Origin of the sequence: Aliidiomarina sp., from assembly GCF_022565475.1 — a bacterium.
Lineage (GTDB): Bacteria > Pseudomonadota > Gammaproteobacteria > Enterobacterales > Alteromonadaceae > Aliidiomarina.
Window position 1 is genome coordinate 341,536 of record NZ_JAIUMR010000001.1, and the last position, 15,530, is coordinate 357,065.

The 15,530-nt window shown below is 49.3% G+C and carries 9 protein-coding genes and 2 tRNA genes; 3 read left to right on the forward strand and 8 right to left on the reverse strand.

Annotated elements, in window-relative coordinates; translation table 11 throughout:
- Positions 1 to 14 precede the first annotated feature (14 nt).
- From dnaE to dnaQ, 4 genes are all read right to left on the reverse strand, one after another.
- A complete protein-coding gene (dnaE, locus tag LAT77_RS01485) occupies positions 15 to 3,551 on the reverse strand; it encodes a DNA polymerase III subunit alpha (protein ID WP_290562762.1) in 3,537 nt (1,178 codons plus the stop codon).
- Between the two features lie 172 nt (positions 3,552 to 3,723).
- Positions 3,724 to 3,800: transfer RNA gene (locus LAT77_RS01490), tRNA-Asp, on the reverse strand.
- Between the two features lie 99 nt (positions 3,801 to 3,899).
- Positions 3,900 to 3,976: transfer RNA gene (locus tag LAT77_RS01495), tRNA-Asp, on the reverse strand.
- Positions 3,977 to 4,160: 184 nt separating this feature from the next.
- Positions 4,161 to 4,913 carry a DNA polymerase III subunit epsilon gene (gene dnaQ / locus LAT77_RS01500; RefSeq protein ID WP_290562763.1) on the reverse strand — a complete coding sequence of 251 codons (753 nt, stop codon included), beginning with the start codon at positions 4,911 to 4,913 and terminating at the stop codon, positions 4,161 to 4,163.
- Between the two features lie 118 nt (positions 4,914 to 5,031).
- Here dnaQ and rnhA point away from each other — a divergent pair, with 118 nt between their 5' ends.
- Positions 5,032 to 5,511: a ribonuclease HI gene (gene rnhA, locus LAT77_RS01505; protein WP_290562764.1), complete on the forward strand. Its 480-nt coding sequence runs from the start codon at positions 5,032 to 5,034 to the stop codon at positions 5,509 to 5,511.
- Here rnhA and LAT77_RS01510 read toward each other — a convergent pair.
- Complete coding sequence (locus LAT77_RS01510; RefSeq protein WP_290562765.1) at positions 5,504 to 6,256, reverse strand: class I SAM-dependent methyltransferase; 753 nt, start codon at positions 6,254 to 6,256, stop codon at positions 5,504 to 5,506. The two genes, rnhA and LAT77_RS01510, sit on opposite strands and share 8 nt — an antisense overlap.
- A 46-nt stretch (positions 6,257 to 6,302) precedes the next feature.
- On the opposite strand from LAT77_RS01510, the gene gloB reads away from it, so the two are divergent.
- Both gloB and LAT77_RS01520 read left to right on the forward strand, forming a co-directional pair.
- A complete protein-coding gene (gene gloB, locus LAT77_RS01515; RefSeq protein ID WP_290562766.1) occupies positions 6,303 to 7,088 on the forward strand; it encodes a hydroxyacylglutathione hydrolase in 786 nt (261 codons plus the stop codon).
- A gap of 67 nt (positions 7,089 to 7,155) precedes the next feature.
- Positions 7,156 to 8,772, forward strand: a complete 1,617-nt coding sequence (locus tag LAT77_RS01520) for a LysM peptidoglycan-binding domain-containing protein (RefSeq protein WP_290562767.1) — start codon at positions 7,156 to 7,158, stop codon at positions 8,770 to 8,772.
- A gap of 44 nt (positions 8,773 to 8,816) precedes the next feature.
- Here the strand turns inward: LAT77_RS01520 and ligA are convergent, their stop codons facing one another.
- From ligA to LAT77_RS01535, 3 genes are all read right to left on the reverse strand, one after another.
- On the reverse strand, positions 8,817 to 10,859 hold the full coding sequence (gene ligA, locus LAT77_RS01525) for an NAD-dependent DNA ligase LigA (RefSeq protein ID WP_290562768.1): 2,043 nt from the start codon (positions 10,857 to 10,859) through the stop codon (positions 8,817 to 8,819).
- A 65-nt stretch (positions 10,860 to 10,924) separates the two neighbouring features.
- The gene (gene zipA / locus LAT77_RS01530) at positions 10,925 to 11,860 is read right to left on the reverse strand and encodes a cell division protein ZipA (protein WP_290562769.1); all 936 of its coding nucleotides are present in this window, start codon (positions 11,858 to 11,860) and stop codon (positions 10,925 to 10,927) included.
- 106 nt (positions 11,861 to 11,966) lie between these two features.
- Entirely contained in the window at positions 11,967 to 15,392 is a 3,426-nt protein-coding gene (locus tag LAT77_RS01535; protein ID WP_290562770.1) for an AAA family ATPase, read from the reverse strand.
- Positions 15,393 to 15,530 lie beyond the last annotated feature (138 nt).

Consider the following 15,530-nt stretch of genomic DNA (forward strand, 5'->3'; position numbering starts at 1 on the left):
GTGGTTTCCAATACTTATTCAAAGCACAACCGAACGTTTTCTGCGCCCAGCCGTAAATTTAATTCATAGATGACATCGTCATTCGGTTCAATAAACCAATCGCTGCCAACATCGACTCGTGCCTCCGCGCCTGGCATTCGACAATAAAGATGCACAGGACATGTTCCACGCGAAGCTCCGCGTAAAACTGAAATCAAATCAGCAACTTGCTTTTCATTTAGCCTTTTTTCAGGGCCTTCATCGGCCGCCGAATCCGCTGCTGTAGGTGCATCCTTGCTGTCGTTAAGCTCTAGTGTTAAAGCCAAAGCACGCACATATTGTGCTCGTGCTTGTTCTAATGTCATCACTTCACTAGCGGTCATTGTATTGCCACCGCTGAAAGAATCAAATCGTACCTCTCCTTTCACCCAGAGAATTTGGTCTTTTTCGAGCAAGGCTTCATACTGTTCAAACTCACGATTAAACAGCCGAACTTCGAGTCGAGCACTCTTATCATCGAGTGTCATTAAGCCCCAACGCTGACCTTTCTTATTCATCATCGAGCGGGCATCAAGGACCAAACCAGCGACGGCAATCTGTTCACCCTTGCGGGTTTTATCGACCTCAGCTAACCGGCTATGGGTATAATGCATTAACTCTTTGCGGTAGCGGTTGACTGGGTGCCCCGTTAAATAGAGCCCCAACGTTTCACGTTCACCTTCAAGCCAAACCGCTTCTGGCCATGGCGACACCATTTCGAATTCATGCTCAATGTTTTCGGGTTCAGCAGCCAACACACCAAATAAATCCGACTGGCCAACAGCTTCAGCTTGCGCATGTTGTTCTGCTTGCCGCATTGCCTTATCAAGCGTCGCCATTAACGCCGCACGGTGCGGACCAAGGTTGTCCATCGCGCCAGCCCGAATCAAGCGTTCAATCACTCGCCGATTCAACTTTTTCAAATCAACACGGCTGCAAAAATCAAATAAGTCAGTGAATGCGCCACCGCTCTCTCGAGCCTGAATAATTGACTCAATAGGACCTTCACCGACACCTTTGATAGCACCAATACCGTAAATGATTTGCTGCGCATCATCGACAGAAAACTTGTAATATCCACGATTTACATCAGGCGGCAGTATTTTCAGCCCCATCCGCTCGCATTCATCAACGAGGGTGACAATCTTATCCGTGTTGTCCATATCGGCTGACATAACCGCAGCCATAAACTCAGCAGGATAATGCACCTTCATCCAAAGTGTTTGATATGACACCAGTGCATAGGCGGCTGAATGCGATTTATTAAAGCCGTAGCCAGCAAACTTTTCCACCAAGTCGAAGATTTTAATTGCTAACGTGGGGTCGATACCATTGTCCGCAGCACCTTGTTCGAACACAGCGCGCTGCTTTTCCATCTCCTCAGGCTTTTTCTTACCCATGGCTCGCCGCAGCAAATCTGCACCGCCTAGAGTATAACCTGCCAATACCTGAGCGATCTGCATGACTTGCTCTTGGTACAAGATAACCCCGTAGGTCGGCTCCAGAATCGGCTTTAGCGAATCATGCTGATACGTGGAATCCGGATAGGAAATTTCCTCGCGCCCATGCTTTCGGTCGATAAAGTTATCGACCATGCCTGACTGCAACGGACCTGGGCGGAACAGTGCGACTAACGCGATAATGTCTTCAAAACTGTCCGGTAAAAGGCGCTTAATCAGCTCTTTCATGCCACGCGATTCAAGCTGAAACACCGCCGTTGTCTCAGCCCGTTTTAACACTTCAAAACAGCGTGGGTCGTTGAGCGGAATGGACTCAATAAAAATTGGCTTTTGTTGCGTCTCGGCCCGGCGCGCATTCACCATGTCGAGCGCCCACTGAATAATCGTTAATGTGCGCAGACCAAGAAAATCGAACTTTACCAGTCCGGCTGTTTCAACATCATTCTTATCAAACTGAGTGACGGGGAATTTCCCTTCCGAATCACAATATAATGGCGTGAAATCAGTTATTTTTGTTGGTGCAATAACCACGCCACCCGCGTGTTTACCAGCATTTCGGGTCACACCTTCGAGACGACGGGCCATATCAATGACCTCGCGCACTTCATCGTCACTATTATAGAGTTCGGGCAGTCGTGGTTCTTCTTCAAAGGCTTGGGCAAGTGTCATTCCCGGCGTTGGCGGGATCAACTTAGAGATTCGGTCGACGAACCCATAAGGCTGCCCCAACACCCGCCCAACATCACGGACGACGGCCTTCGCCGCCATGGTACCAAAGGTAATAATCTGTGACACGGCCTCACGACCATACAACTCGGCAACGTGATCGATGACTTCGTCACGACGATCCATACAAAAGTCGACGTCAAAGTCAGGCATGGAAACCCGTTCCGGATTCAAGAATCGCTCGAAAAGGAGGTCGAACTCCAGCGGATCAAGATCAGTAATCTTTAGTGCATAAGCTACTAAAGAGCCAGCACCCGATCCTCGCCCCGGTCCTACCGGAATGCCATTGTCTTTACTCCACTGAATAAATTCCATGACGATTAAGAAGTAGCCGGGGAAACCCATGTTGTTGATGACTTCGAGTTCGATATCTAAGCGCTCGTCATACTCGACGCGTTTCTCAGCACGAACCGTCGGGTCCGGAAATAAGAAAGCTAAGCGTTCTTCTAAGCCTTCTTTTGATTTCTTGATGAGAAAGTCACCTTCCGTCAAACCACCGGTCGGAAAGTTCGGTAAAAAATACTCATTCAGTCGCACCGTCACATTGCAGCGACGTGCAATTTCAACCGTATTTGCGAGTGCTTCGGGAATGTCAGCAAAGAGCTCCTGCATTTCTTCTTCACTGCGCAAGTACTGTTGCTTGCTATAGCGTTGTGGTCGACGTGGATCGGACAAGGTAAAACTGTCATGAATCGCCACGCGGATTTCGTGCGCCTCAAAGTCGTCTTCACGCAAGAATACCACTTCGTTGGTAGCAACGACGGGCAAGTCAGCCTCTTCAGCTAAAGCCACTGCGGCATGAACATACCGTTCTTCATCCGGACGCCCAGTGCGACTTAATTCCAAGTAAAAGCGGTCAGGAAAATGGGCTTGATAAAAAGCGACGCTTTGCTGCACTGCTTTTCGTTGACTACGCAGTAACCCGCGGCCAATATCACCGTCGCGGCTGCCAGACAACAACAGCAGTCCCTCGCCCCATTGTTGCAACCACGCTTGGTCTATACATGGCTTGCCACAACGATGGCCCTGCAGATACGCAGCAGAAATCAGTTCTGTGAGGTTTTTATAGCCCGTTTCATTCATGGCCAAAGCAGTTAATCGAAATGGCTCATCCGGCCAATCCGCGCTTAATACATTGAAGTCGCAACCGATGAGAGGCTTAATGCCAAGGCCACGGGCAGTTTGATAGTAACGCACTAAACCACAAAGGTTCATTTCATCCGTCAGCGCCATCGCTGGCATGTTCAAATCAGCCACACGTTGGCAAATTGGCTTCACTTTCGCTAATCCATCGACCATGGAAAAATCGCTATGGATGCGCAAATGTACAAACGCTGGTGAGCTCATACGGACCTATTTCATCGTTATTATTTTATACTTGAAAAGACCTAGCATTGTGCCTGAAAGCGGCGCAGCTGTCACCCGCAAGAGGTGCGCAACCAATGAAAATCAGAAAAGGCAAAATCACCGCGTTTGCAGTGCAAATTAAATGTGGATCAGGATAAGAGAAGAACCAAAATGGCGGAGCGGACGGGACTCGAACCCGCGACCCCCGGCGTGACAGGCCGGTATTCTAACCAACTGAACTACCGCTCCGTATTTGATTGCAGCCGCTCAGTGCTGCAGAAATCTAAACCGCGAGGTAGTTCAAATGCGGAATAGATTTTGTCTTGCCTACTCTTCGATGAGAGAAAGTGGCGGAGCGGACGGGACTCGAACCCGCGACCCCCGGCGTGACAGGCCGGTATTCTAACCAACTGAACTACCGCTCCATCCGTCAAGTAACGTTGTTAAAACAGTTTGAAGTGTTCCTGAAACTGTTCCCCTCAACGCGGCGAGGATAATACGAGGGAGAATGTTTCGAGTCAACCCCTTTTTTTACACTTTTTGGCTCGTTTGCTCATGTTTAAGGCAATTGATCGCTATTCACACAAAAAATGTTGCAAAAACCGTCAACTACCAATGTTTCTCCGGAGCATCCGCTAAAATACCTTGTAAATATTGCTGATGAGTTTGTTGCTCAGCGGCACTCGCAGAAATCACGCGCAATGATTTACCGGCACTATTGAGTCGCTGAATTTGCGATCCATCGGTTTGCTGATGTTGTTGCTGTGCAGCTTGGAATAATTTGCGCTGCCCTCCGGTCATCAACAAATAAACGTCAGCGAGAATTTCCGCATCGAGTAAGGCGCCGTGCAAGGTACGGTGACCATTCTCCACATCGAAACGCTTGCACAATGCATCAAGGCTATTGCGTTGACCCGGAAATTGTTCGCGAGCAAAGGCTAAGGTATCAAAAACGTCACAAACGTCCTCTAATTTACCTTTGTGACTGCCGAGCAGGCTGAGTTCATGATTCAAAAAGCCAACGTCAAAGGGCGCATTATGAATCACGAGTTCAGAGTCGCGAATGAACTCGAGAAAGTCGTCGACCACTTGCGCAAAAACCGGCTTGTCCGCTAAAAATTCGTTGGTAATACCATGGACTTTAATCGCGTCTTCTTCGACGAAACGTTGTGGATTCAAATAAACATGGAAATGGTTCCCCGTAAGTTTCCGACCAACCATTTCCACACAGCCGATTTCAATCACCCTATGTCCTTCCGCAGGATTAATACCTGTAGTTTCAGTGTCTAAAATAATTTGTCGTTTATCCGGGATAAAATGCTCTGCGAACGGATCAAGGGTGGCAGATTGAACTTGCGTCATTGTTGTTTTGCCCTTCGGTACGAAAACTTATACTCTTATGCATTAACCATTAGCTAGCATCTTAGCCTTTCATCCTCGAAAAACAAAGTTTAGATGCCACCGCAGCGAATTCTTATTCATGACAAAAAAAACATTGGTGACAATTTACACAGACGGATCCTGTTTAGGTAATCCTGGCCCCGGCGGTTATGGCATTGTGCTGCAGGCTGGGAAACATCACAAAGAGCTCGCGCAGGGTTATCAACTCACCACGAATAATCGGATGGAGCTGTTAGCTGCTGCGGTTGCCTTAGAGTCGTTAAAGCGCCCATGTTCGGTTGATCTGTGGACCGACAGTGAATATGTCCGCCAAGGCATTACCAAATGGCTTGCCGGTTGGAAACGCAATAATTTTCGCACCAGTCAGAAAAAAGCCGTTAAAAACGTCGATTTATGGCAACGCCTTGATGCCGCACAAGCGCGTCATGAGGTTCGTTGGCACTGGGTGAAGGGTCATGCAGGTCACCCCGAGAATGAACGCTGTGATGAACTTGCTCGCGAAGCAGCCAATGCTGACGATCGGCTCGAAGACCAAGGTTATCAACCGGAGATCAACTAGATTTTGTCATGCCACGTCCAACCGCCACCGCGCCTGCCCGCACCGGTCTTTTATGGCTTTGACGCAGGCGCACCGGCGTTAACGGCCATTCGCGTTTGCGTGCCACGAGATAATAGCCAGCCTGCAACCAAGTGCATGTTTGCATGATTTGGCGCCAACCTTTTTCAGGATTTCCATCCGCTCGGCACATGACGCCGGCACCAAAATAATCGCAAGCAATGACTTCATAATGCAGTAAAGACAGCCAATCTTTCACCCGTTGCGGTGTAAACAAACGACTATCCCACAATGCTTGTTGACGATATTTCGGTAGGATTCGCGCAAACTGGGCAGGACTCAACGGATTTGTCATGGCAATGACAACGTGCCCGTCCGCTCTCAACACCCGATTTACTTCGCGCAGCAGAGCGTGAGGGTTCTCGTGATATTGCAAAACAAACGGTAAAAATACGGCGTCAACACTGTCCTTTTGAAATGGCAATGCATGCAAATCAGCTCGGATAAACGTCTCGTCATTCGCCAACGCACGTTGCGGTGAGACGATGTACTGCTCACGAATGCGACAAGGCGTATCTAAACCGGCAGAAAGTCCGCCTAGTTTAACTAAATAATGCCCAAAAACCGTTTCCCAATGCGGCGCTAACGCAGATTCTAGCGCCTGTCGCAGCCAGTCCCCCTGCGGAATATCTTGCCAGCGCCGAGGTAAAGGTTGTGAATAATCACGAATTGCCGGTTTAAACCACATAGCGGATCCCTTTATACTGTCGTTCTAGCATAACAGGTTGAGAGGAATGATGCGTATAGAGGCAGTCTCTGCATTTCGAGACAATTATATCTGGACAATTCGACCGAGCAAGCAGACGGATGGTCAAACAAACGGGTGTATCGTGGTTGATCCCGGTGACGCTGAACCCGTGCTTGCTTGGCTGCAGAAAAATGAATGCCAGCTTAACGCTATTCTGATTACGCATCATCACTGGGACCACACCAATGGCATTGACGAGCTGGTGGCAAAATACGCTTGCCCTGTTTACGGCCCAGTAAGTGATAAAATACCGGCGATTACCCACCCTGTAAAAGGCGGTGATGAACTCACGCTGCTCGGTGGTGCCTTGCAATTAAACGTGATTGAATGCCCAGGGCACACCTTAGATCATATTGCTTATATCAACGCACAATATATGTTTGTCGGTGATACCCTCTTTGCTGCCGGTTGCGGCCGAATGTTTGAAGGTGAAGCCGAGCAATTCTATCAATCATTACAGAAGTTAACCGCACAACCTGCAGATTGTCAGGTCTATTGTGCGCACGAATACACAGCCGCTAACTTAGCGTTTGCAGCGGCGGTTGAGCCTGATAATTTAGCCATTCAAGAGCGCCAAGCACAAGTCGCGGCGCTTCGGCAACAGAATCTGCCGACTATTCCATCCGAATTGGCTGTCGAGTTCGCAACCAATCCGTTTCTGCGTTGTCATTTACCGTCGGTAACGGCAGCAGCGGAAAAGCGCGCGGGTCAGCGCTTAAACTCGGCCGCTGAAGTATTTGCGGTGATTCGAGCTTGGAAAGACAACTATTAAATTAAACATTGCTTTGATGACGCAAATACGGCTAAATTTCACCCAGTTCCAAACGAGACTGCATGACATGAAAAGAATTATAATTACCAGTGCAACGGTTCTTGCCCTTAGCGGTTGCCAACTGACAAACGACTCGAGTGCAGATTCCCGGCACAACGAAGTCGTTCCAGCACCACAGATGGAGCGTGAAGCGGGCATTCAGCAATATGCACTGATTCATCCTGGCAGTAGGCACGCACCACAAATCGACCGACAATTGCCAGCGCAGATGCAAGCTGACCTTTGGGATCGAATCCGTATGCAGATGTCGATTGAGATTCCAGAGCATGCTCTTATCGATACGCACCGTGATTGGTATTTACGCCATCCATCCTACATTGACCGAGTCGCACAACGTGCGGCGCCGTTCTTACATTTAATCGTGCAAGAAATCGAAAAACGAAATCTCCCGCTCGAGCTCGTCTTAGTACCTGTGGTTGAAAGTGCCTACGACACGTTCGCCTATTCTCATGGCCGCGCCAGCGGTATTTGGCAGTTCATCCCGAGTACTGCGCGTCATTATGGGCTGGAAATTGACTGGTGGTACGATGGTCGTCGCGATGTGATGGCCGCAACGCACACAGCACTTGATTACTTTGATCGGCTGGCAAAAACTTTTGACGGCGACTGGCTATTAGCTATGGCCGCCTATAACGGCGGACAAGGCCGCGTACTCGGCGCGATTCGACGCAACGAGCGTGAAGGCAAGCCAACCGATTTTTGGAATTTGCAATTGCCACGTGAGACCCGCAACTATGTCCCAAAAATTCTTGCCCTTGCCGAGTTGTTGCGTGATAGCGAGCATTGGAACGTCAGCTGGACTCACATTCCTAATCAACCTGTAACCGAAATTGTCGACGTCGGTCATCAAATCGATTTGGCACTTGCCGCGTCGATGGCAGGCATGAGTCTGGAGGATTTGCATCGTTTCAACTCAGGCTATAATCGTTGGGCTACCGCGCCAAACGGCCCGCACAAATTATTACTGCCTATTGAACGAGCACAACAGTTTAAACTGGCCATGGCAGATTCAAACCCGAACGATTGGCTGAGCTGGCAGCGCCATCAAGTTCGCCCAGGTGAAAGTTTGAGTACGATTGCGCAACGATACAACACCACCGTGCGTTCGATTCAGCAGTTTAATAATCTAAGCGGCACCATGATTCGCCAAGGTGATCATCTTTTGATTCCGGTCGCGAGCCAAGAGCTGGAACAATATACGCTGTCTGCTGAGCAGCGCTTAGCAACCACGCAGAACCGTAGTCAAGGACAACAGCGGCTTGAGCACTCGGTCCGGCGCGGCGATACGCTCTGGGATATTGCACGAAAATACCGCGTTTCCGTGGCGAATATCGCACGTTGGAATAATATGGCACCGCGAGACACGCTGCGCATTGGACAAACCTTAGTGATCTGGCAGAACAACACCAGTAGCGCAAGCAGTACTCAAACTGCCGGCACAACGCCCGTCATGAGAACCATACAGTACAATGTCCGTAGTGGTGATTCGTTGGCGCGAATCGCCAGTCGTTTTCGCGTGACCGTGGCAGATATTGAGCAATGGAATTCAATCTCACGTGACCGGTTTTTACAGCCCGGTCAACGCTTAACCTTACACGTGGACGTCACCAAAGTGTCGCTATAACGCGACTTTTAAACGCACAAAGGGCGCTCAATGCGCCCTTTTGTTTATTCAAATTTAGCCAAAGTAGCCAACAGCTCGTCTTCGTTATGCACAGCAACGCCGAGACTTTCTGCCTTGGTTAATTTCGAGCCAGCAGCTTCACCAGCAAAAACCGCTGAGGTTTTTGCCGAGACACTACCACTCACTTTAGCACCCAGAGCGATCAGGCGTTGCTTGGCTTCGTCGCGGGTCATCTGGGTTAATGTGCCCGTCAGAACATAGGTCATACCGGCCAAGGGTAGCTCAGCTGCAGGTTTTGCCGTGATCGCTGGCCACGACACGGCACGGTCCCCATGGGTTAAGCGTTCGATCACTTTGCGATTATGCGCTTCACGGAAAAAATGGTAAACATGAGACGCAACCACATGGCCAACATCGGCGACTTCCATAAGTGCAGCTTCGTCAGCTTGCATGATGCTCTCAAGATCACCAAAGTGATTAGCTAAGTTCTGCGCGGTTGCTTCGCCGACTTCACGAATACCGAGGCTATAGAGAAATCGAGGTAATGTGGTTTGTCGGCTCTTGTCCAGCGCATTGACCAAATTTTCAGCGGATTTCTCCCCCATGCGTGGTAATGAGGCTAAATCCCTAACCGTTAAGGTAAATAAATCAGCAGGATCTTTAATCCAGTCACGCTCAACCAGTATTTCCACCAATTTGTCGCCAAGCCCATCGATATCCAGTGCTTTGCGTGAAGCGAAATGCTTAATCGCCTCTTTCCGTTGAGCGGCACAGAACAAACCGGCAGTGCAGCGCGCAACGGCTTCACCTTCAACACGCTCAATCGCAGAATCGCAAACTGGACAGGACTCTGGGAAAACGACGGCTTTGGCGGATTCCGGACGCTGTTCGGTCATGACGCCAATAATTTGTGGAATCACGTCACCGGCACGGCGAACAATCACTTGGTCACCTATTTTTACCCCTAAACGCTCAATTTCATCGGCGTTATGCAAAGTGGCATTGGAAACAATGACACCGGCCACTTCGACCGGTTGTAAACGAGCAACGGGAGTAATTGCACCGGTGCGCCCAACTTGAAAATCGACATCGAGTAATGTCGTGATTTTCTCTTGAGCCGGAAACTTATACGCAATCGCCCAACGTGGCGCGCGCGAAACAAATCCAAGCGCTTCTTGTTGGTCAATTCGGTCGAGTTTGAATACAACACCATCAATTTCATAGGGCAACGCATCGCGACGAGCAAGAACATCCGCGTAATAGACGAAACATGCCTGACTGGTGGTTAAGCGTTTCGTTTCTGGCGAGACTGGCAAACCCCAAGCTTTCAACTGCTGCAATCGCTGGTAATGGCTATCATCATCGAGTTGCCGTTGTGGCTCTACCGTACCCATCGCATAAGCATAAAATGCTAAGGGACGCGTGGCAGTAATTCGTGAATCAAGTTGGCGCAGACTTCCTGCCGCAGCATTTCTAGGATTGGCAAATAACTTGTCGCCACGTGCTAACGCTGCCGCATTCAATTGCTCGAAACCCGCCCGCGTCATATACACTTCACCGCGCACTTCAACGCGATCAGGAAAGTCCCCGCGCAGCTGTAATGGGATTGCCCGAATCGTTTTAACATTACTGGTAATGTCTTCGCCCGCATACCCATCGCCGCGCGTGGCAGCACGAATCAAGCGCCCTTGTTCATAGAGTAAACTGACTGCTAAGCCGTCTAACTTAGGCTCAGCGCACCACGCTAATGGCTCGGCGCTGTTCACTCGATCGCCGACCCGACGAATGAAGTTCGACATTTCTTCTTCGTCAAAAGCATTGTCAAGTGACAACATTGGAACTTCATGGGTGACTTCAGCAAAAGCACCTGATGGCGGTGCACCAACCCGTTGTGTTGGTGATGATGAGCTGCGTAGCTGAGGAAATTCTGCTTCGAGCTGCTGCAGCTCACGAAACAGCCGATCATATTCAGCATCCGGTACCGAAGGGTTATCGTCGACGTAGTACTCAAAATTGTATTGCTCTAACAAGCTACAGAGCTCGTTGACACGTTGTTCGGCATTACTCTCAGTCGGCTTGGTTGTCATCAAAAAATCTCGTTCACTTACTCAATGATAAAGAAAGGCCTCAGCAAATGAGAGGCCCTGTGCCATTATGACTGACGCAATTCAGCCAGTCGCTGACGGCGCTCGAATTCGCGGATACGTTGATAGGTATGTTGCACTGACTGCTTTGTCATCGGATTGCGGTTCGCATCTAACACCGCAGCACGAGGCATCGCCTCAGCAATTTTGTTTGCAGCATTATACATCATGGTAAAAGCTTTATGACCGTCATACTTAATTGGCAGGGTCATGAACAGAACCACACCGCGGGCGGTGAAATTCTCTAAGTTATCGAGATCGAACGTTCCTGGATTGTACATATTCGCCATACGAAACAGTAATGGCCCTCGACCTGACGGCTGTTCATAACGATGGAAAATATCCAAATCACCAAATTTCATGCCCAATTCAGTGACAGTTTCCAGCAACACTTGTCCTTTGATATCACCCGATACAAACAAAGTAATCACTTCTTCTTTAGGTGGCTCTGGAATTTCGTCACTGTCATCAGTTTCCGGCAAGCCAATGGCTAATTGTTCAACTGCAGAATCATCACGCTGGGCGCGCATCGATGGAATCTCCTCGGGTTGCGACTTTTCCGCCGACGCTTTCAGGGTGATGTCATCAGCATCAGTCGCAGCAGCCGAGGTCGTTTCCACCTTCTGCGTTTCCTCGGCATGAATCTCTGAGTTTTCAACATCAACGTCGACCTGCTCTGCCATTTGTCGCTCGCCGCGTTTACGTGTTTTAACCCGACCAACGCCAAGCTCATCAAAGTCTCGAACAGGGTTGTTCTGATCATGCTCCGAAGACTCTAATAGGTCTACCTGCTCAGCATCATAACTTTGACGCTTGCGCTGCAGTGACTCACGGCTTGCTTTGCCGTTGCGATTATTCTTTTGCAAGGTCCATAAACCATGAACGACAAGCCCAATTATGATTGCAACGCCAGCGAGAATAAGAACGACCCGTAAATTGTCCATTGTTGCCTTTACCTATTTTATGCTTTGCATGATAAGCCCATAAGGCTGTTGTTATTTTATAGCGTTCGAGTATCGCATAAATTGACGACGGAAAGCATCCCTTAACTCACGCCTCAGCAAGCGCCAATGCTTCTTCTACATCGACAGCAACTAAACGAGACACGCCAGGTTCTTGCATGGTCACCCCAGCGAGGTGTAACGCCATTTCCATCGCAATCTTGTTATGGCTAATATAAATAAACTGCACTGTTTCTGACATTTCCTGAACCAAGCGGCAGAAACGACCGACATTCACATCATCCAGCGGGGCATCGACTTCATCTAAAAGACAAAAAGGTGCTGGATTTAACCGAAAGATTGCGAACACAAGTGCCAACGCGGTCAATGCTTTCTCGCCGCCGGAAAGCAGGTGAATGGTCGAGTTTTTCTTCCCCGGAGGCCGCGCCATAATGGTCACGCCCGTCTCAAGTAAATCATCTTCGGTTAAATCTAAATACGCCTGACCACCCCCAAAAACTTTCGGAAACAAACGTTGTAAATCTTGGTTAACCTGATCAAACGTCACCTTAAAACGCTGCCGTGTTTCTCGATCAATCTTCTTAATTGCGTCTTCTAAGGTGGTTAACGATGCACTCAAATCTTCGTGCTGAGCATCCAAATAGGCCTTGCGCTCTGCCTGCACTTCGACCTCTTCCAGTGCCGCTAAATTGATCGCTCCGAGCTGCTGGATCTTGCGACTGGTCGTTTCTAAACGTTGTTGCCACTCTTTTTCATTAGTTTCCTCGGGCATCGTCTCGAGAACCGTCTTTAACGCAACATTCATTTCCTTAAGGCTATCGAGTAACGCGTGTCCGCGTTCCCGTGCAGCAGCCAACTCAAGTTTGCCCGCCTGCACACGCTCTTGTTGACGGGCAATCCGTTCAACAACAGCACTTTGTCCTTGGTTCAGAATTCGAATTTCTTCGCTAACGGTCGCCAATTGTTCGCGCGCTGCATGTAACTCTGCTTCGACTTCTTCACGCTCGACAAGTTTCATCGCCAGCTCCTCGGCGACAAACTGAAGCTCATCATCAGTCTGTAGCGCAGCTTCGAGCTCAGCAATATGTTCGTGCAGCGTTGCTTGCTGCGCTTCAGCACGCAACATGGATTGCTGCAGATGTTCGGCACGAGACTTCACCTGTGAGTGCTGCAATTGCACCTGATGATACTCATTTTGTTCACGCTGCAAGGTCGATTTATTCGCCGCAACCACCTGTTTAAGGCGCTCTCCTTCGCCAATGAGCCGTTCCCGTTCAGGCTCACGCTCGCGCTCAATCTGTTCCAATTCGAATAGCTGAAGTTCGGCTTGTTCAATACGTTCTTCTTGACCTTGCAGGCTAATGTCTAGCTCATTTTGTTCTTGTTCTAAGCGCTGACGTCGACGTAACAAGTCCTCTTGTTGACTGACCTGTGCGCGTTCCCGTTCCTGCAACTGAGCAAGCAGCAAAGCACTTTCACTATATTCGTTGCGTAACTGTTCGCGCTGGCTTTCGAATCGCTCAATCTGTTCTTTCAAGCTTGTTTGTTGCAGAGTCAATTGTTGGCAGCTTTCCTCTAGGCTGTGTAATTGCTCCTCGCTTTCGATAAGTTCCTGCTGCCAGCGCAATGGGCCTGCTTCATCCTCCGCGTGCAGGTACCATGACCGGCCGCACACCTGCCCGGCAGGCATGAGTACAGCAAAGAGCCCCGCGTTACTCGCTAACAAACCTTGTGCCTGAGCTAAGCTTTCAGCGACAGCAAAGTGGGTCAAAAGAGGTAAATGCTGTAATTGCTCGGTCTGGAACTGAGCCAAACTTGCGCTGTGATGAGAACTTGTAGCTTCCAACTGCAAGCCAAAACCCTCAAAGGATACATATGCGTCAAAAACAGGTAACGATAACCAAGGGGCCAAAATTTGTTCAGCCGCTTGCTGATACATGTCGGGAACCGTCAGCAGTTCGCGCAGAAGACCAAGATGCTCTGCATACACCTGCCCCGGTTCCTCTCGGCTGCTCAATAACGTCTGCAGGGAACTGATTTTCCCACGTAGTTTTTGCTGCTTATCTTGTTCGGTGGCATAAGCCGACTGACACGATTCCAGCTGTTCTTGCGCCGCGCTTTTGTCCTGTTGGCATTGTTCAAGCTGCTCAAGTTTAACTTGCAACTCGTCTTCTGTTTTTGCCATCTGCTGCAACAAAGCTTGTTGTGCATGCTCATCAACCGTTGGTAGCTCTGCAATCTCGGTTGCGATGTTTTCTAGGCGTTGTTGGAACTGTTGCATTAACTGTCGAGCAGACTGCACTTCTGCCACTTGCAATGCCTTTTCACGGCTCGCATCACCATGCCGCTGTTGCCAAGATTGCCACTGCTCCTGCCATGCTTGCAATTCGCTTTCAGCTTCTTCAGCACCTAGTTCCGCCATTTGTCGCTGCTCAGCGGCAAGTTGTAAGCGCTCACCGAGTTCTTCTTGTTCAGCACTGAGTTGTTCGTATTCGTGTTGATCAGCAGTTAAGCTCTCGGCAAGTTGCATGAGTTGCCGACGCTGTTGCTCAATTTGTTGCTGACGCTGTTGATTCAGGTTTCGGCCATGCTGAATCTGCTGTTCAAGCCGGGTTGTTTCCGTATTTAAACGGTAGAATTGCTGTTGGATATCATCGACTTTCTGTTTCCAATCCGATTCTTGCTCACGCAGCTCGGTTTGACCGCGCTCACTTCCGCGTTGCTCTGCGACCCAACGTTGCAGTTCGGCTTCCTCACTATTTACTTGATGTTCTAGGTGATCGCATTGCTCTTGATAATGCATCCAGCGAATAGCCTGCAACTGCGCCTTGAGCTCACGCTCTTCTGCCTTCAGGGTTTTATAACGCTGGGCAGCCGCAGCCTGCCGTTGTAATTTAGCTAATTGTTGGCCTAACTCTTCACGCACATCGGTTAGCCGGTCGAGATTATCGCGAGTGCGACTCATCCGGCTTTCGGTTTCTTTCCTGCGCTCTTTGTATTTTGAAATTCCGGCTGCTTCTTCGATAAACACCCGCAACTCTTGCGGCCGCGACTCAATAAGCCGGGAAATCATTCCTTGTTCAATAATTGCGTAACTTCGAGGGCCTAACCCAGTCCCTAAAAAGAGATCGGTGATATCGCGGCGACGACATTTTGCGCCGTTTAGTAGATAGGTCGACTGCGCGTCACGAGTGACCACACGCTTAACAGAGATTTCATTAAACGCAGCAAATTCGCCTTGAATTCGCCCTGAACTATTGTCAAACACAAGCTCAACACTTGCTTGTGAGACTGGTTTACGCGACTGCGAACCGTTAAAAATAACGTCGGTCATCGCATCACCACGTAGGTTTTTCGCTGAACTTTCACCGAGAACCCAACGTACTGCATCGATAACGTTCGATTTTCCACAGCCATTAGGCCCCACAATACAGGTCATTTGCTCAGGGAAGGCAACCTTGGTAGGGTCAACGAATGACTTAAAGCCTGCTAGCTTGATGTGTTTTAATCGCATGGCGCCACAGTAAAGTTATTGTTATAGGTTATACTTTTGTTGTCGCAATAATTCAGTGTAAAGCGAACTGACACGAGCAGCAACAATTGAACAAATACTTACAGTTAATTTCTTGCGTCAAACCATGGCAGTTACGTA